Genomic DNA, 17,173 nt, shown 5'->3' on the forward strand with positions numbered 1-17,173 from the left:
ACTGCCGTCGTCACGGCGTCAGGACCTTTGCGGGGCTCAGGACTTGAGCGCGGCCGCCTCGAGCTGCTCGGCGGGGACCAGGCCGGCCACGGCCGGCGGGTCGGCCGGCTCCAGCAGGCGGCTCGGCACGCCGTCCGGGCCGACCGGCAGGTCGCCGTCCAGGGTGATCCGGCGGACCAGGCGCGGCTCGTCGCCGTAGTCGTTGACGGCGTAGTGCTGGGTGGCGCGGTTGTCCCAGATCACCACGTCGCCGACCGACCAGTCCCAGCGGACGGTGTTCTCCAGACGCTCGACGTAGCGCTGGAAGAGCGTGATCAGCGCCCGGCTGTCGGCGCCCGAGACGCCCACGATCTTCTGCGCGAAGGCGCCCAGCAGCAGCGTCTTCTCCCCCGTCACCGGGTGCACCCGCACCAGCGGGTGCTCGGTCTTGAAGGCGGTGGAGACGAAGACCGAACGGAACAGCTCGGCGACCTCCTTGTTCTCCGCCAGCTCCGGGGTGAGCGCCAGCGAGGCCGCGTAGTCGTAGTCATTGGTGTGGACGGCCCGCAGGCTCTCGGCCAGCGCCTTCAGCGGGGCGGGCAGGTCCTCGTACGCGGCCACCGTGTTGGCCCAGACGGTGGAGCCGCCGGCCGGGGGCAGCTCCAGCGAGCGCAGGATGGAGGCCTTCGGGTAGGACGGCACGAAGGTCACGTCGGTGTGCCAGTTGTTGGCCCGCACGCCCTTGGTGGCGTCCAGCTCGAATATGTACCGGCCGTCCGCGCTGGGCACCGTCGGGTGGCCCACCGGCTGGCCCAACAGGCGGGCGAACGCCTCGTGCTGGGCGTCGTCCAGGTGCTGCTGGCCACGGAAGAAGAGCACCTTGTGCTCGTACAGCGCGGCCTCGATCGCGGCCACCGTCTCGGCGGGCAGGTCGCCGCCGAGCGTGACGTCGTGGACGATCGCGCCAATCCGGCCGGCGGCCGGGGTGAGGTTCAGCTGGGTGGAGACGGCAGTGGTCATGACGGTCCCTCGGCTTCTCATGAAAGGGGGTGCGGTGAAAGGGGTGCGGTGAAAGGGGATGCGGGGCACGGCGGACAGCGCACGGCGCGGGCCGACGGCGGAGAAACGTGACGGAGCGTGGAGAACTGGCGCGCCGGGGCGTCAGCGGGAACAGCGGCAGCAGCGACAGGAACAGGGGGCGGACAGGGCACGGCACGTGCGGATGGTCATCGCTCCTCCTTCGTTCGCTCGAACTGCGGCTCGGTTGCTGGGCATCATCGTGGTGACCGCGAGGCGGTCTGTCAAACACCATCTCGCCTGGTGGGAGCGGGTGTTGCGGCTTCGTTGCACCGTGTTGCGGCGGATGGCGGGACCCGGCGGGGCTTGTCCTTTCTTCTGTTGCGGGATTAACTTTCTCAACGAAATTAACTCTGACTCGACGGGAGGCAGCCCCCACGATGACCACCCCGACCCGGAACAACGCCGCCACCGTGGTGCGGACCGTGCTCGCCCACGGCCCGATCCCCCGCCACCGGATCGCCGAACTCACCGGCCTCTCCGCCGGCACCGTCTCCCGGCTCACCGGCCGACTCGCGGGCAGCGGCCAACTCGTCGAACTGGAGCCGGAGTTGGGCCCGAGCGCGACCGGACGGCCGCGGATCCCGCTGGACCTCCCGGTCGACGAGACCGCCGTGGCCGGGGTGCACATCGGAGTGCTGCGCACCACCCTGGGCCTGGTCGACCTGCGCGGCGGGGTGCTGGCCCAGTGGGCCGTCCCGCGCGGCTCCACCGACCCGCGCGAACTGGTCGGCGAACTGGCCGAGGCGCTGGCCGACCTGACGGCCTGGCAGTCCCACCGGCGGCTGCTCGGCATCGGCGTCTCCACCGGCGGCTGGGTCGACACCGAGGCCGGGACGGTGGTCGAACACGGCCCGCTCGGCTGGCGCGACGTCCCGCTGCGCGCCGAACTCACCGAACGGCTCGACCCGCCGGTCCGGCTGGACGGCCTGGTCCGCGCGCTCGCCCTGGCCGAGGGCTGGTACGGCGCCGGACAGCAGGCCGAGAGCCTGCTCGAACTCTTCGTCGGCAACGTGGTCGGCGCCGCCTTCACCGTCGGCCGCCGCATCCACCGCGGCCCGCGCTCGGCCGCCGGCGGCATCGCCCACCTGCGGCTGCCGGGCGTGGAGGGCGTGCCGTGCGAGTGCGGTGCCTCGGACTGTTTACAGGCCGCGATCGCCGACAGCTCGGTGCTCCAACTCGCCCGTTCCCAGGGCCTGGTGGGCCCGGATGCGCTCCTCGAGGACCTGGTCCGGCTGGCCCGCGACGGGCACCTCGGGGCGATCCGGCTGCTCCGCACCCGGGCCCGCTGGGTCGGCCGCGCGGCGGCCGTCCTGCTCGACCTGGTCAACCCCGAGCTGCTGGTCCTGTCCGGCGGCCCGCTGCACACCCCCGAGTACCTCCCGGACGTCCGCGCCGAGCTCGTCCGCCACAGCGCCCTCGGCCCGGCCGCGGCCGCCCGCCTGGCCCCGTCCGGCCTGGGTGACCACTCGCTGGTGCTCGCCTCCGCCGCGGTCTTCCTGAACTCCTGGTTCTCCGACCCGCTCTCCCACTCCCCGACCTGAGAGGCCCCCGTGCTCACCATCGAACTGCTCCGCGCCCGGGTGTCGGCCCGGACCTCCTGGGACGTGGTGCGGGTGCGGGGCTCGGACGGCGCGTACGGGCTCGGCGAGTGGTCCGACGCCGGGCCCGGCACCGGCGCGGCCTGGGCATGCGTCCGCGCCCTGCTCGCCGAGGGCGCTTCGGGCCCCGACGCGCTGGCACTCCTCGACCAACTCGCCTCCGGAGAACAGGCATTCGCCGTCCGAACGGTCCGCGGCGGACTGGAGCAGGCCCTCGCCGACCTGGCCGCGCGGCGGGCCGGGGTGCCGCTCTGGCGGTGGCTCGGCGGCCAGGAGGCCCGGCCGGTGCGGCGGTACGCCAACCTGAACCGGGCGCTGCGCCGCCGCTCCGCCGAGGAGTTCGCCGAGGTCGCGGCCGCCGCCGTGGCCGCCGGGTACACCGCGCTCAAGTGCGCGCCGTTCGACGGCCTGCCGGCCGGGGAGCGGCTGCGCGGCGGCCTGGCCCGGGCCCGGGCGGTGCGGGCGGCGGCCCCGCGCGCGGAGCTGATGGTCGACACCCACTCCCTGCTGACCGTCGACCAGGTCCTCTCCGTCGCACCGCAGTTGCGAGCGCTCGAACTCCGCTGGCTGGAGGACGCGGCCCCGCTCGACGACCTCACCGCCGTCCACGCGGCGGGCATCGCCCCGCTCGCCGGCGGCGAGTTCGCCACCACCGCGGCCGAGGTCCGCCCCGCCCTGAACGACGGGCTGGCCTGGCTGCTGCCGGACGTCAAGCACGCCGGCGGACTCGCCGCCGCCCGGGCCCTGGCCGGGGCGGCGCTCGCCGCCGGGGCCGGGGTCTCGCTGCACAGCCCCTCCGGCCCGGTGGCCACCGCCGCCGGGCTGCACCTGGCGGTGGCCCTCGGCCCCTCCGTGGAGAGCGAGTTCGCCTTCGGCGAGGCCACCTGGCGGCGCCACGCCGTCCACCCCGCCGAGAGCCCGGACGGCCCCTGGCTCACCCTCCCCGAGGGCCCCGGCCTCGGCCTGGACCTCACCCCCGGCCACTGGCACGCCCTGCCCGCCGGCTGACCGTCGGACCCGTGCACCGGGACACCCCGGCGGCCGGCCCTCACTCCAGCCAACCGACCTAACGAACAGAGGAGTTCACCACCGTGCAGCTTGACGGCCGGATCGCCATCGTCACCGGCGCCGCCCACGGAATCGGCGCCGCCGTGACCGCCGAACTCGCCGGCCGGGGCGCCCTGGTGGTCGCCGTCGACCTGGCCCCGGTGGCCCCGGCCGACCGCGTCACCGCCGTCCGGGGCGACGTCACCGACCCCGCCACCCTCACCGCCGCGCTGGCCGCCGCCGCGTCCCTCGGCGGCCCCGCCCGGATCCTGGTGCAGGGGGCGTTCGCCGGCACCCCGACCCCGCTCGACCAACAGGACGACGGGAGTTGGGACACCATGCTGCACACCGTGCTGACCGCCGCCCGCCGCTTCGACACCGCCTTCCTGCACGCGCTCCCGCCCGGCACCCCCGCCTCGATCGTGCACCTCGCCTCGCCGCACGCCCACGGCGCCGTCCCCGGCTTCGCCGCGTACGCGGCCGCCAAGGCCGGGCTGCTGGCGCTCACCCGGGCGGTGGCCGTCGAGTGGGGCGGGCGCGGGGTGCGGTGCAACGCGGTGGCACCCGGCTTCGTGCCGGTGGAGCGGAACCGGCACGTGTGGAGCGATCCGCAGCTCGGCCCGGCCCTGCTGCGCGCCAACCCGCTCGGCCGCCACGGCACCGCCGCCGAAGTCGCCCGCGCCGTGGCCTTCCTGGCCGGCGACGAGTCCTCCTTCGTCAACGGCACCTGCCTCGCCGTGGACGGCGGGGCGACCGCCATGCTCCCCGAGGCGCTGCTGCGCTGAGGGTCCGTCACCCATCGAGAGAGAGCCCCATGTCCGCCACCCAGGAGGGCGAGTGTCCCGCCGCCGCAGCCTCCGGCTGCTCACCGCCGCCCTCGCCCTCGCCCTGCCCCTGACCCTGGCCGCCCCCGCAGCGGCCGATCCTGCCCCGGTCACCGCCTACCTGGACTGCTCCGCCGCCACCAACGGCACCGGCACCGAGGCCTCCCCCTACAACACCCTCGCCGCCGTCAACTCCCTGACTCTGACGCCCGGCAGCGCGATCCGCCTCAAGCGCGGCGCCACCTGCCGCGGCACCCTGGCCCCGGCCGGCTCCGGCACCGCCGCCGCCCCCGTCACCGTGGACGCCTACGGCACCGGCCCGCTCCCCGCCGTCAACGCCGACGGCGCCGCCCAGGCGGTGCTGCTCTCCGACCAGGCGTACGTCGAGGTCCGCAACCTCGACCTGAGCGCCCCCGGCGACAACACCACCACCCGGCGCGGCGTGTACGTCCGGGCCACCGACGCCGGCACCCTGCCCGGCATCGTGCTCCAGGGCCTGGACGTCCACGACGTGCGCGGCAGGCTGCCCGCCGTCACCGGGGCCGGCGCGGGCACCGGCAAGTACGCCGACGCCTCCGGCGGCATCGTGGTGGAGGCCAGGGGGACCGGTAGGCCGACCGCTTTCGCCGGGCTCCGGATCCTCGACAACCGGATCCACGCGGTGGACCGCCAGGGCATCTACACCTGGTCCAACTGGTGCCGCAACCCCCGGCTGGCCGCGTTCTGGAACAGCCTCTGCTCGGCCCCCTGGGCCCCGTCCACCGGCCTGGAGATCCGGGGCAACCGGCTCTGGGACATCGGCGGGGACGGCATCGCCCCGATGACCGGGCAGCAGACCCTGGTGGAGCGCAATCTGCTCCAGGGCTTCAACGTGCGCTCCGGCTCGCCCAACGCCGGTATGTGGACCGCGAATTCGGTGGACGTGACGTTCCAGTACAACGACACCTCGGGCGGCCGCACCACCAGTGACGGCATGGCCTACGACGTGGACCACTCCACCGACGGCGTGGTGTTCCAGTACAACTACTCGCACGACAACCAGGGCGGCTTCTTCCTGCTCTGCCCCTACGACACCCCGACCAGCAACTTCACCATCCACCACAACGTGTCGGTGAACGACCGGGCCCGCGGCTTCCAGATCTGCCCGGGCGCGCTGAAGAACGGTCAGATCCACCACAACACCATCTACCTGGCCGACGGCATCAGCCAGCAGATCGTCACCGAGGGGACGAACGCTACCCTCGACGTCCGCTTCGCCGACAACATCGTGGCAAGGCACGGGAGTTCGGGCACCGTGGGCTGGACACTCAACGACCCCGCCTTCAAGGTCGACCACAACGTGCTCTACGCCGTCCCGACCCCGGCCGGGGCGACCAACACCGTCACCGGCGCCCCGCTGCTCTCCGGCCGCGAGCTGGCCGACCCCTGGGGCTACCGCCTGCTGGCCGGCTCCTCCGCACTGGGCGCCGCGGGCGCCAACCTCGGCTGGTACCAAGGTGCTTCGGTCACCGCCCCCACCCTGGCCGCCCACTTCAACACCGACCCGGCCGGCTCCGCCCCCGCCGGGTGGACCGTCACCGGCCCGGCCGCCGGGGCGGTGGTCGGCGCCGACCCGGGCGGCGGCTACGGCAACTCCCTGCTGCTCACCCGGCAGTCCGCCGAGGTCAACGCCGTCCGCACCTTCCCCGCCGTCTCCGGCGAGACCCGGGTGGACCTGCGGGTCCGGGCCGGGCAGACCGGTGCCCCGCTCGGGGTGCACCTGCTGGACGCCGCCGGGGCGCCGGTGGCCCAGTTCAGCCTGGCGGCCAACGGCAGTGCCGCCCTGACGGACAACGGGAGTTGGGCCGACGCGCCGTTCGCCTACCCGCCGGGGGTCTGGCTCCGAATCGCCCTGCTGCTGCACCCGGGCACCGGGACGTACGACCTGCTGGTGGACGACGTGCCACTGGCCACCGCCCGGCTCACCGTCGGCGCCGGACCGGCCGACCGGTTCCGGCTTCGGGTGCAGCCGGGAACCGGCGCCGCCGCCTTCGCAGTTGACGATCCACTGGTCCAACCGCTCGACTGACCACCATCACCGGCCGCCCCGCACCCCACCGGTGCGGGGCGGCGCCCCCGCCTTTCCGAGGAGACCTGCATGCGTGCCGAACCCGCCGACAGCCACCGGCTCACCCTGGGCGAGGGCCCGCGCTGGGACGCCGACGCGAAGCGGCTGTACTGGCTCGGCATCCCCGACCAGGAGATCCGCTGGCTGGACCCGGCCACCGGCCACACCGACGGCCTGCGGCTGGACGTCACCCCGGGCTGCCTGGCGCCCGCCGGCCCGGACCATCTGCTGCTGGGCACCGAGCGGGGCTTCGAGACCCTCGACCTGGCCACCGGCGTGCCCGAGCTGACCACGCCCGTGGAGGCCGAGGACGCCGGCCGCCGGATGAACGACGGCGCCGTCGACCCGTTCGGCCGGATGGTGGCCGGCACCATGCTGCGCGCCGATCCGCGCACCGGCGGGCGGCTCCACCGGCGCGAACACGACGGTAGTGTCCGGCAGTTGCTCGACGGACTGGCCATCCCCAACGGCCTCGGCTGGCCGGAGCCGGACCGCTTCTGGCACATCGACAGCCCGACCCACCGGGCCACCCTCTACGAGTACCCCGAGCACGGCCCGCTCGGCGCCACGGTGCGCACCCTGGACCTCTCGGAGTACCAGGGCGAGCCCGACGGCCTGGCCCTGGACCCGGAGGGCAACCTCTGGATCGCCTTCTGGGGCGGCCACGCCGTGCACTGCTTCTCCCCCACCGGCACCCTGCTGGCCACCGTCGAGGTCTCCGTCCCGCGCGCCACCGCCTGCGCCTTCGACGACGCCGGCACCCTCTGGATCACCACCGCCACCACGGACGGACACCCGGACTCCGGCCGCCTGTTCCGCGCCGACGGGGTCCGCTAGGTCTTCGGCGGCAGGGGCGAGCGGGGCGGCTGCTGGGTGAGCGTCAGGGCCACCCGCTGCCAGAGCGGGTCGAGGGCCAGGGCGGACAGCTGCTGACCCGTCAGCAGCGGTGGGTTCGGATAGACCTCCAGGCCCTCGCCGGGGCCGGGGACGTTGCCGGCGCTGACGGTCACCATGGTGCCGTCGGGCCGGCGGACCGTGGCCCGCCAGTCCTGCATGTCGCCCACGCCCCCTGCGGGCAGGTGGAGCTGCAGGTGCCCGCCGTCCGGCAGGTCGGTGTCGGTGCAGTCCGGGATCGCGCAGCGGGCGGCGTTGAGCGGACCGGTGGACGGGCGGTCGATGTCGACCCTGACGCTGCCGGTGGCCCCGCCCTGGCGGACCTGCCACGCGACGTACCACTGGTACGGCTGACGCACCAACTCCCGCGACGTACCGGTGCTCAGACCGGCCGGGAGCCGGGTGCGCAGCGCCTCCAGCAGCTCCGCTGTCGTGAGCGGCAGCGGAGCGGCGGAGCTCGCGGCCGGGCTCGGCGGCGGCGCCGGCGCCGGTGAACTGGCGACGGCCGGCGGCACCACGGCGGTGCCGCCCCCGGCCGCGGGCAGCAGGGTGAACACCCCCGCGAGCACCGCGCCGACCCCCACCGCCGCCGTGACGACCCGGGTCGCGGCGCGCAGCCGCCGGGCGCGGCGGCCCCGGTGCAGCAGCTCGGCCACCGGCACCGGGCCGCAGGCCTCCTGACGGCCCGCCAGTTCGCGCAGGCCCTCGGCCACCCGCTGCTCGTCCTGCACGTTCATCGGGTGGCCTCCTGGTGCTCGTACGAGGTGGGGTGCAGGGTGGTCCGCAGCCGGGCCATCGCCCGGCTGTTCTGGCTCTTCACGGTGCCGACCGAGCAGCCCAGCGCGGCGGCGGTGTCCTTCTCCGACAAGTCCTCGACGTGACGCAGCACCACCACCGCCCGCTGCCGCTCGGGCAGTTCGAGCAGCGCCCGGCGCAGCTCCTCGGTCTCCTCCGGGAGGGTCACCGGGGCGGCCCCGTCCGGGGGCGCGTCGGTGAGCAGTTCGCGGCGGCGGCGCCGCCACCAGCTGATGTGGCCGTTGGCCAGCATCCGGCGCAGGTAGGCGTGCGGGTCGTCGGTGGCGGCGCGGCGCCAGCGGACGTACAGCTTGACCAGGCAGTCCTGGAGCAGCTCCTCGGCGCGGTGGCGGTCGCCGGTGATCAGCGTCGCGGTGCGCAGGTGCCGGTGCCAGGCGGCCTCGACGAAGGCCGCGTAGGCGGCGTCCTCGGATTCTCGACTCACGACGGACAGACGCGGCGGGGCCGGTGAAAGGTTGTCAGCTCGTACGACCGGATTCCGCGCGGCCTCCGAGCCGGTTGCCGGCCAGCACCAGGGCGGCGCCGACGGCGAGGAAGGCGACGGTGATCAGCACCGAGGCGACGGCGACCCGGGCGTAGCCGCCGTGCCGGCCCGGGTCCAGGAAGGGGTACGGGTACCAGTCGGTGACGCGTCCCCGGATGAGCGTGTAGGGGAGGTAGAGCAGCGGGAAGAGCAGCCAGCGCAGCGCGCGGTGGTACTCGATCCGGCGGTGCGGCGGGTCGATGAGCCAGTCCGCCAGGACCACCACCGGCATGACGCGGTGGAGCACGTCGTTCACCCAGGGCAGGGTCAGGCCGAGCCCGAGGCCCTGGAGGGCGACCAGGTAGACCAGGCCGGTGATCACCAGGTAGAGCACGGCGGCCCCGCGCAGCAGGTCGGGCACCCGCCCCCGGCCGCGCAGGCCCTGGACGCCGCCCACCACGAACACCCCGGCCCCCAGCACGTTGCTGAGGATGGTGAAGTAGCTGAAGAAGTTGCCGACGGAACCGCCCTGGGTGCCCAGCCGGTACAGCTGGAATCCCAGGGCGGTGACCGTCAGCAGGCCGAAGGCCAGCCGCAGCCCGTTGAGCACCCGGTCCGGCACGGGGCACCACCTCTCGCTCGCGACGACTCACATCATCGCGGGCGTGACGCCACGTCAGGCGCTGCCCCGGCCGGTGTGTCGTGCTCCGGCGGGGCGTCAGGCGTGGGTGCCGCCGTCCACCCGGACCTCGGTGCCGGTGACGAAGGCGCCGTCGTCCGAGGCCAGCATGGCGATCACGCCGGCCACCGTCTCCGGACCGGCGAAGTTGTAGGCGTTGCCGGACCGCAGCGCCGGGGTGAGCTTGGCGTAGAGCGACATGTCGGCGTCGGCGGGCAGGCCGGGGCCGCGGTTCTGGCCGCTGCTGCCGGAGGCATCGGTCATGCCGCTGCTGATCGAGCCGGGCGCGACCGAGACCGCGCGCAGGCCCTGCTTGGCGTACTCGACGGCGATGGCGTGGGTGAAGGACTGCACGCCGCCCTTGCTGGCCGCGTAGGCGGACATGTACGGGTGGGCGAAGGTGGCCGAGGTGGAGCTGAAGTTGACCACCACGCCGCGGCCGGAGGCCAGCAGCTCGGGCAGTGCCTCACGGGTCATCAGGAAGGTGCCGGTGAGGTTGACCCGCAGCACCGTGTTCCACAGGTCGAGGCCGGTGCGGTCGGTGTGCTCGGAGCGCAGGATGCCGGCCGCGTTGACCAGCACGTCGAGCCCGCCGAGCAGGCCGGTCGCGCGGGCCACGCCGGCCACCACGGAGGCCTCGTCGCCGATGTCCACGGTGAGGGTGGTGAGGCGGGCGGCGGTGCCGTCGGCGTCGGCCAGCTCGCGGGTGGCGGCCAGGCCGGGCTCGGCGATGTCGGCGCCGACCACGGTGCCGCCCTCGGCCAGGACGCGGCGGACGGTGGCCTGGCCGATGCCCGAGCCCGCGCCGGTGATCAGTACGCGGCGGCCGTCGAAGCGGTTCATGGTGCTCTCCTGCTGGGTTGTGCCGGATCTCGGGTTTCACGGTACGCCTGGATGGCACGTTGTGCCAACAGAGCACGATGCGCCTCAACGGCCGGTCGTGCACCGTGACCCACTAGACTCGGAGCGTGTCCGACCAACGCCCTTCCCTGACCGAGCGCCGCAAGGCCGCCACCCAGCAGGAGATCGCGCTCGCGGCCGCCCGCCTGTTCGCCGAGCACGGCGCGGCCGGGTGCACCGCCGAGGCAATCGCCCGGGCCGCCGGGGTCTCGCTGCGCACCTTCTACCGCTACTTCCGCACCAAGGAGGACGCCGTCGCCCCGCTGCTGGCCGGCGGCGTCCGGCACTGGATCAGCGAACTGGCGCTCAGCCCACCGGAGTTGACGCTCCCCCAGGCGCTGGAGCGGTCCGCCCGGCGGGCCATGGCCCCCTCCGCGGACTTCCCGCCCGAGGTGCTCGGCTGGGTCCGCGGCCTGCTCCGGCTGACCCCGGCCGAGCCCGACCTGCTGGCGGTCTGGCACCGGGTGCACCACGAGTCCGAACTGGCCCTGGTCCCCGTCCTCACCACCCTCGCGGCCCCCGGCACCGACCCCCTCGAACTGCGCCTGGCGGCCGCCGCCGCCAACACCGCGATGCGGGTCGCCACCGAGACCTGGGCCGCCGAGGACACCCCGCCGGAGCAGGCCGCCGAACTGGCCGCCCGCTGCGTCCGCGAACTGACCGCCGGGCTGCGCCTCTGGTCCTGACCGGCCCCGGCCCATCGAACCGGCTCGTCGGACCGGCCCGTCAGACCGGCACGATCGCCACCGGGCAGTGCGCGTGGTGCAGGACGGCGTGCGCGGCGGTGCTCAGCCGCAGGCCCAGCCGCGGGGCCGGGGCGTGACGGGGCATCACCACCAGGGCCGCGTCGGCGGAGGCGTCGACCAGGGTGGCGGCGGTGGGGCCGGCGAAGTCCTCGGCCTCCAGGTCGAGCCCCGGGTACTCGGCGCGGACCGGGTCCACCGTGCGGCGCAGCAGCTGGCGGTGCAGGTCGGACTCCTCGCCGAGCTCGTCCACCATCGGGGCGGCGTGCGCCACGTCGGCCACCACCGGGGACCAGGTGTGCAGGACCCGCAGCGGGAGCCCGGCCAGCTCGGCCTCCCGGGCGGCGAAGCGGACCGCCTCGGCGTCCCGCTCCTCCCGGACCGAGACCAGCACCTGGCTCCCCGCGCCCACCCGGCCCCGGACCACCACCACGGGGCACCCGGCGTGGGCGCAGACCCGCAGGCTGACCGAGCCGAGCAGCAACGAGGCGAAGCCGCCGTGGCCCCGGGTGCCGACCACGGCCAGCTCGGCGTGCTCGGCGGCGGTCACCACGGCGGCCGCCGGGTCCTTGGGCACCACGTCGCCGGTCGGCCGGAGTGCGGGGTGGGCGGCGCCGAGCTCGGCCAACGCCCGGTCCAGGACGTCCTGGCCGTTCTGCAGGATCAGGTCGGTGAGGGCGGCGCCGGAGCGGGGCGGGACGGTGATGGTGCCGGTCTCGACCGCGTGCACCAGGTGCAGCGAGCACTCCCGCCGCTCGGCCTCCCGGGCCGCCCACTCCGCGGCGGCGGCCGCGTGCGCCGAGCCGTCCACCCCGACCACCACGCCCGCTGGGGGTCTGATGTCCATGACCGCCTCCGGAGGGTCCGCTGCCCCTGTCTCCAGCATGCGCTCGCGGCACGCGAAGGGCCCCCGCCGTCGTGGGGCGGGGGCCCTTCAGGGCAGCTGGGTCAGGCCTTGGACTGCTCCCACTCGGTGCGGTAGTCGAGGAAGATCTGGCGCAGGTGGTGGCCGATCTTGAGGTAGTCGAGGTCGTCGAGGTTGGCGAGGGAGACCCGGACGGACCACTCGGGGCCGTCGAAGCCGCCGCCGTTGAGAAGGACGACGCCGGTCTGTTCGGCTAGGCGGAAGAGCGGCTCGGTGGGTTCGTAGTTCTTCAACAGGAACTCGGCGAACTCCGGCCCGGCCACCCGCTCGGCCTCCGCCTGGAGGTCCAACTCGATGTAGTACCCGGCGCGTTGGGAGTCCTCGGCGATCTTCATCTCGGAGCCCTCGAGCAGCAGCGCGAGGCGCTGGTGCACGATCGCCTGGATCTTGGCCTTGTAGGCCTGGCCCTCCGGGAGCAGGTCGAAGAGCGAGAACAGGGTCATCTGGACCTGCTGCGGCAGCGAGAGCCCGGCGGTGTGGTTGAGCGCCACCTGCCGGGAGTCGGCGACCAGGCGGTCGATGAAGCGGATCTTCTCCGGCTCCAGGGTGAGGGTGCCGTACCGCTTGGCGAGGCGGGCCTTCTCCTCGGCCGGGAGCTTGGCGAGCATCTCGTCGATGACGTTGTCCCGATGCAGGCCGATCACGCCGAGGCGGTGGCCGGTGCAGCCGTAGTGCTTGGAGTAGGAGTACACCAGCAGGGAGTTGCGCGGCAGGTCGGCGGCGATGGTGCGGAAGCCGTTGACGAAGGTGCCGTAGACGTCGTCGGTGACGATCAGCAGGTTGGGGTTCTTGGTCGCGACGATCTGCTTGATCTGGTCGGCGACCCGCTGGGAGAGCGCGAGCGAGGGCGGGTTGGAGGGGTTGACCAGGCAGACCAGCTTGACCGCCGGGTCCTCCAGCTTGGCCACCTCCTCGGTCGGGTAGCGCCAGCCGCGCACCCCCGTCTCGGCGAAGTTCGACGCCTCCACCTTGACCACCTCGAAGTCGAAGGTGTCGAGTTCGGCGATCTCGATGTACGGGGTGAAGACCGGGACCATCAGGGCGATCTTGTCGCCCTTCTTGAGGATCCCGTTCTTCATCAGCGAGTCGAAGATGTAGCACATCGCGGCCGTGCCGCCCTCGGTGGCGAACAGGTCCAGCCGGTCGGCCGGCTGCTTGTTCTGCATCAGCTCCTGGTGCAGGTAGCCGCGGACGATCTGCTCGGCGTTGACCAGCATCCGGTCCGGCACCGGGTAGTTGTCACCGATCGAGGAGTCGGCCAGCTCATGGATGAACTCCTCCCGGTCCAGGCCGAAGCGGTCCACGGCCAGGCCGATCGAGGCGGTCAGCATCTCGATGCCGGGCAGTTCGGGGTGCGAGCGGGCGAAGCGGTCGTACCGTTCGGCGATCCCGTGCTTCTCCGGCATCCCGCCGAGGTTGTCGGCGGTCCACACCCGGCGGCTCTCGGAGAGCGCGAAGTGACCGAGCGCCAGGTACGCCTCACGCGGGCCGGTGGCGATCCAGTTCGGGTTCCCCCGGCCCGCGTTGAGCATGTGCGAGGTGGACTTGCCCTTCTGGCCCGGCTGGTCGGCCTGGTACGCCTGGGCGAGCCGGATGAACTCGCCCTTCAGCTCGAACGGGCTCAGCTTGGACAGCCGCTGGATCTCCTCGCGGCTGATCGAGGGCTTGCTCATGTACGTGCTCTCCTAACCGAGCAGGGCGACGATGATGGCGCCCCAGATGGTCAGCAGGACGTTGCCTGCCGCGTACGGGATGGTGTAACCGAGCGTCGGGATCTGGGACTTGGACTCTTCGTTGATGGCTCCGATCGCGGCCGTGGTGGTCTGCGCGCCGGCCACCACGCCCATCAGGATCGGGGTGCGGATCTTGAAGACGAAGTGGCCGACCAGGACGCCGACGACCAGCGGGATCACCGTGGCCACCGCGCCCCACAGCAGCAGGCCCCAACCCGCCTGGGAGAGACCGCTGCTGAAGCTGGGTCCGGCGTTGATGCCGACGATGGCGACGAAAGCGCACAGGCCGAAGGTGTCCATGAACCACTGGGCGCCGGGCGGCACATTGCCGTAGGTGGGGTAGCGGCCGCGGATCCAGCCGAAGACCAGGCCCATGATCAGGGCACCGCCCGAGGTGGAGAGCGAGATCGGCACGCCCCCGGCGGTGAGCGCCGGGATGCCGATGCAGCCGCCGAGGAAGATGCCCAGGCCCACCCAGATCATGTCGGTGGCGAAGCTGGTCGGCACCGGCTTGCCGATCGCCGCGGTGGCCGGGTCGACCAGCCGCTTGGGGCCGGTCAGCACCAGGGTGTCGCCGCGCTCGACCTCGGTGGAGAGCCGGTACGGGAACTCGGCCCCGGACCGGTAGATCTTGTCCACGAAGACACCGGTCATGAAGGGCTCGCGGCGCAGCTGGGCCACCGTCTTGCCGAGGTGCTCCTTGTTGGAGGCGACCACGTGCAGGTGCTCGGTCTGGTAGCTGAGCAGGCCCGCGTCGTCGGTCTCCGGGCCGATGTGGCGGACGGGGTCGAAGTCCACCAGATCGTGCCGGAGCGCGGAGACCGCGATCGAGTCGCCCTGTTGGAGGACGGTCTGCTGGGTGTGGTCGAGGATTTCGCCGTCCCGGCGCACCCGGGTGATGTAGATCCGGCGGCCCTGCTCCTTCTGCTGCGCCTCGATGTCGTCGATGGTCCGGCCGACCAGGCCGTTCCCGGCGACGACGAAGGCGCGGAGCACGACCTCGTAGTAGCCCTCGGCCAGGTCGGGGTTGGACTCCGGGGCGTCCAGCTCGACGGCCAGCTGCCGGGAGTCCTCGGCCAGGTTGCTCTTCAGCAACCGGGGCGCGATGTTCGCCAGCAGGATGGCACACAGGATGGTGCCGAGCGGGTAGGTGACGGCGTACCCGACCGGCACCAGGTTCTGCTCGGCGGTGATCTGGTCCGGCGTCAGGCCCTGGATGTTGGCGATGGCGTCCTGGGCGACGCCGATCACCGCGGACTGGGTGAGCGCGCCGCCCAGCAGGCCGGCGCCCAGGCCCGGGCCGTAGCCGAGCATCTCGTCGAAGGCCCAGCAGACCAGCAGACCGGTGACGCAGACCACCACCGCCACCGAGACCTGCGGCAGGCCGTCCTTCTTCAGCCCGCGGAAGAACTGCGGGCCGACCTTGTAGCCCAGCGCGAACAGGAACATGATGAAGAACACCGACTTCACCGTGCCGTTCACGCTGACCTCGGTGACCCAGCCGGTGAACAGCCCGGCGATCAGACAGCCCGTCACGGCGCCCAGCCCGATGGCCTTGTAGCGGATCTTGCCGACCAGGAAGCCGATGGCGATGGTCAGAAAAATCAGGAGCTCTGGATACGGTTTGAAGACGTGGTCTGTGATCCAGTCCATCGTGGTCCTCGCGCTCCTTCGTCAGAGGCCGATGATGCCGACCAGCACGGGGCCGGTGAGCGGTAGCAGGAAGTTCGAGATGGTGTAGGTGATCGTGTAGCCGAGCATCGGCACGCTGCTCTGCGCGACGTTGCTGACGGCGGTGATCGCGGGCGTGGAGCACTGCTGGCCGGCGATGGCGCCGATCAGGATCGGCTTCTCGATCTTCAGCAGCTTCCGGCCGACGAAGAAGGAGAGGAAGGCCGGGATCAGCACCATCAGGATCCCGGCGGCCGGGAGCAGCACCGGGTACTGCTTGAGCAGCGGGCCGGCGTCCGGGCCGGCCGCCAGGCCGGTGACGGCGATGAAGACGGCCAGGCCCAGGTCCTTGGCGGTCTGCGCGGCCACCGGCGGGTAGGCGCCGAAGGTCGGGCGCTGGGCCCGGAGCCAGCCGAAGAACAGGCCGGCGATCAGGCAGCCGCCACCGGTGCCGAGGGCGAGGTTGACGTCCCCGGCGTGGATGGTGATCATGCCGAGCAGCACGCCGAGGCAGATGCCGAGGCTGATGTAGATGTAGTCGGCGGTGTCCTGACGGACTGTCGCGCCCACCTTCGCGGCGAACTTCTCCACCTTGGCGCGGGCGCCGATCACGGTCAGGGTGTCGCCCTGGTGCAGCTCGGTCTCGCCGACGGCCGGCAGGTGGTGGTCCACCCGCTGGATGTCGGTCAGGTAGACCCCGCCGACCACCTCCGGCTCGCTGGTGCGCAGCTGGTTGACGGTCCGTCCGTTCAGCTCCTTGCGGGTGACGACCACCTCGCGCACCGCCAGCGGGCTGTCCAGCCCGGGCACGCCCGAAGTCTCCGGGCCGAGCTCGTGCCCGGCGTCCATCACGGCGGCGCGGGCGCCGACCACCAGGACGCGGTCCCCGCGCTTGAGCACCAGTCCGGGCTCGACAGTGAGCACATGCCCGCCGCGCTTGACGCCCTCGATCGAGACCAGGTGGTTCTCCGCCGCCTCGAAGGCGCCGACCCGGCTGCCCTCGCCTTGGGAGACCAGGTAGGTGCGGCCGACCAGGGGCGGCAGCGCGGCCTGCTCGCCGGCCTCCGGACCGGCGTCGCCGCCGCGCATCTTCTCCCAGATCTCACGGCTGGCGTCGGCCAGGTTGATCCGCATCAGCATCGGGAAGATCTGGCTGGTCAGCATGACGATGGTGACCAGGCCGAACAGGTAGCAGACCGAGTAGGCGGTGGCCACGTGCGCCTGGAGCTCCTGGGACTGGTCCGGGGTGATCCCGGCCAGCTTGGAGATCGCCTCCTGCGCGGTGCCGACCACGGCCGACTCGGTCGCGGCCCCGGCCAGGATGCCGGAGGCGGTGCCGACGTCCAGGTCGAAGCCGGTGGCGAAGCCGATCGCCATCAGGATCACCACGCCCGCCTCCAGCACCGAGAGCACGCCGAAGCGCAGGCCCTTGGCGTTGAGGTTGGCGACGAACTGCGGGCCGGCCATGTAACCGAGCGAGAAGATGAAGAGCGCGAAGGCCACGTTCTTCACGTCGGCGCTGACGGAGACCTTCTGGGCGCCGATCAGCATCGAGACGATCAGGGTGCCGCAGATCCCGCCGAGCTGGATCGGGCCGACCCTCAGCTTGCCGATCAGGTAGCCGAGGGCGAGGCAGACGAAGAGCGCGAGGACGGCGTTCTCCCGGAGCAGGCTCAACTCCGGCACCCCCGTTCTGACGGGGGTTCAGACCAAG

15 protein-coding genes are annotated in these 17,173 nt (G+C 73.0%); 6 read left to right on the plus strand and 9 right to left on the minus strand.

Translation table 11 applies throughout. From position 1 onward, the window contains the following. Nucleotides 1–36: 36 nt before the first annotated feature. On the minus strand, nt 37–999 hold the full coding sequence (locus ACZ6ZR_RS03645) for a TauD/TfdA dioxygenase family protein (protein WP_465638980.1): 963 nt from the start codon (nt 997–999) through the stop codon (nt 37–39). Between the two features lie 437 nt (nt 1,000–1,436). Between ACZ6ZR_RS03645 and ACZ6ZR_RS03650 the strand changes: the two genes are divergently transcribed. The 5 genes from ACZ6ZR_RS03650 (at nt 1,437) to ACZ6ZR_RS03670 (ending at nt 7,472) form a co-directional block, all read left to right on the plus strand. Next, complete coding sequence (locus ACZ6ZR_RS03650; protein ID WP_465638982.1) at nt 1,437–2,600, plus strand: ROK family protein; 1,164 nt, start codon at nt 1,437–1,439, stop codon at nt 2,598–2,600. 9 nt (nt 2,601–2,609) lie between these two features. Then, the gene (locus tag ACZ6ZR_RS03655; protein ID WP_465638984.1) at nt 2,610–3,665 is read left to right on the plus strand and encodes an enolase C-terminal domain-like protein; all 1,056 of its coding nucleotides are present in this window, start codon (nt 2,610–2,612) and stop codon (nt 3,663–3,665) included. An 83-nt stretch (nt 3,666–3,748) separates the two neighbouring features. Beyond that, nucleotides 3,749–4,489 carry an SDR family NAD(P)-dependent oxidoreductase gene (locus ACZ6ZR_RS03660; protein ID WP_465638986.1) on the plus strand — a complete coding sequence of 247 codons (741 nt, stop codon included), beginning with the start codon at nt 3,749–3,751 and terminating at the stop codon, nt 4,487–4,489. A gap of 52 nt (nt 4,490–4,541) precedes the next feature. Then, entirely contained in the window at nt 4,542–6,596 is a 2,055-nt protein-coding gene (locus ACZ6ZR_RS03665) for a right-handed parallel beta-helix repeat-containing protein (protein WP_465638988.1), read from the plus strand. Nucleotides 6,597–6,665: 69 nt separating this feature from the next. Then, complete coding sequence (locus ACZ6ZR_RS03670) at nt 6,666–7,472, plus strand: SMP-30/gluconolactonase/LRE family protein (RefSeq protein ID WP_465638990.1); 807 nt, start codon at nt 6,666–6,668, stop codon at nt 7,470–7,472. Here the strand turns inward: ACZ6ZR_RS03670 and ACZ6ZR_RS03675 are convergent. The 4 genes from ACZ6ZR_RS03675 to ACZ6ZR_RS03690 form a co-directional block, all read right to left on the minus strand. Continuing rightward, nucleotides 7,469–8,266: a hypothetical protein gene (locus ACZ6ZR_RS03675; RefSeq protein WP_465638992.1), complete on the minus strand. Its 798-nt coding sequence runs from the start codon at nt 8,264–8,266 to the stop codon at nt 7,469–7,471. The genes ACZ6ZR_RS03670 and ACZ6ZR_RS03675 overlap by 4 nt on opposite strands. Then, entirely contained in the window at nt 8,263–8,769 is a 507-nt protein-coding gene (locus ACZ6ZR_RS03680) for a SigE family RNA polymerase sigma factor (protein ID WP_465638995.1), read from the minus strand. The genes ACZ6ZR_RS03675 and ACZ6ZR_RS03680 overlap by 4 nt, the downstream gene beginning before the upstream one ends. 34 nt (nt 8,770–8,803) lie before the next feature. Continuing rightward, nucleotides 8,804–9,430 carry a Pr6Pr family membrane protein gene (locus ACZ6ZR_RS03685; RefSeq protein WP_465638997.1) on the minus strand — a complete coding sequence of 209 codons (627 nt, stop codon included), beginning with the start codon at nt 9,428–9,430 and terminating at the stop codon, nt 8,804–8,806. Nucleotides 9,431–9,526: 96 nt separating this feature from the next. Next, the gene (locus ACZ6ZR_RS03690; RefSeq protein WP_465638998.1) at nt 9,527–10,330 is read right to left on the minus strand and encodes an SDR family NAD(P)-dependent oxidoreductase; all 804 of its coding nucleotides are present in this window, start codon (nt 10,328–10,330) and stop codon (nt 9,527–9,529) included. 125 nt (nt 10,331–10,455) lie between these two features. Here ACZ6ZR_RS03690 and ACZ6ZR_RS03695 point away from each other — a divergent pair, with 125 nt between their 5' ends. Further along, nucleotides 10,456–11,073 (plus strand): TetR family transcriptional regulator, encoded by a 618-nt coding sequence (locus tag ACZ6ZR_RS03695; RefSeq protein WP_465638999.1) that lies wholly within the window; start codon nt 10,456–10,458, stop codon nt 11,071–11,073. Between the two features lie 40 nt (nt 11,074–11,113). Here the strand turns inward: ACZ6ZR_RS03695 and ACZ6ZR_RS03700 are convergent, their stop codons facing one another. The 4 genes from ACZ6ZR_RS03700 to aspT (ACZ6ZR_RS03715) form a co-directional block, all read right to left on the minus strand. Then, entirely contained in the window at nt 11,114–11,977 is an 864-nt protein-coding gene (locus ACZ6ZR_RS03700) for a universal stress protein (RefSeq protein ID WP_465639001.1), read from the minus strand. Nucleotides 11,978–12,078: 101 nt separating this feature from the next. Further along, on the minus strand, nt 12,079–13,728 hold the full coding sequence (locus tag ACZ6ZR_RS03705; protein WP_465639002.1) for a bifunctional aspartate transaminase/aspartate 4-decarboxylase: 1,650 nt from the start codon (nt 13,726–13,728) through the stop codon (nt 12,079–12,081). A gap of 12 nt (nt 13,729–13,740) precedes the next feature. Beyond that, complete coding sequence (aspT, locus tag ACZ6ZR_RS03710; protein WP_465639003.1) at nt 13,741–15,441, minus strand: aspartate-alanine antiporter; 1,701 nt, start codon at nt 15,439–15,441, stop codon at nt 13,741–13,743. A 21-nt stretch (nt 15,442–15,462) separates the two neighbouring features. Beyond that, the gene (gene aspT, locus ACZ6ZR_RS03715; protein ID WP_465639004.1) at nt 15,463–17,136 is read right to left on the minus strand and encodes an aspartate-alanine antiporter; all 1,674 of its coding nucleotides are present in this window, start codon (nt 17,134–17,136) and stop codon (nt 15,463–15,465) included. Nucleotides 17,137–17,173: the final 37 nt, after the last annotated feature.

The organism is Kitasatospora sp. NPDC088742 (assembly GCF_055584905.1).

Coding starts and splice junctions, on each gene's coding strand:
- ACZ6ZR_RS03690 (WP_465638998.1), bottom strand. CDS start 10,330: ATGAACCGCTTCGACGGCCGCCGCGTACTGATCACCGGCGCGGGCTCG.
- ACZ6ZR_RS03645 (WP_465638980.1), bottom strand. CDS start 999: ATGACCACTGCCGTCTCCACCCAGCTGAACCTCACCCCGGCCGCCGGC.
- ACZ6ZR_RS03650 (WP_465638982.1), top strand. CDS start 1,437: ATGACCACCCCGACCCGGAACAACGCCGCCACCGTGGTGCGGACCGTG.
- ACZ6ZR_RS03700 (WP_465639001.1), bottom strand. CDS start 11,977: ATGGACATCAGACCCCCAGCGGGCGTGGTGGTCGGGGTGGACGGCTCG.
- ACZ6ZR_RS03675 (WP_465638992.1), bottom strand. CDS start 8,266: ATGAACGTGCAGGACGAGCAGCGGGTGGCCGAGGGCCTGCGCGAACTG.
- ACZ6ZR_RS03705 (WP_465639002.1), bottom strand. CDS start 13,728: ATGAGCAAGCCCTCGATCAGCCGCGAGGAGATCCAGCGGCTGTCCAAG.
- ACZ6ZR_RS03670 (WP_465638990.1), top strand. CDS start 6,666: ATGCGTGCCGAACCCGCCGACAGCCACCGGCTCACCCTGGGCGAGGGC.
- aspT (WP_465639003.1), bottom strand. CDS start 15,441: ATGGACTGGATCACAGACCACGTCTTCAAACCGTATCCAGAGCTCCTG.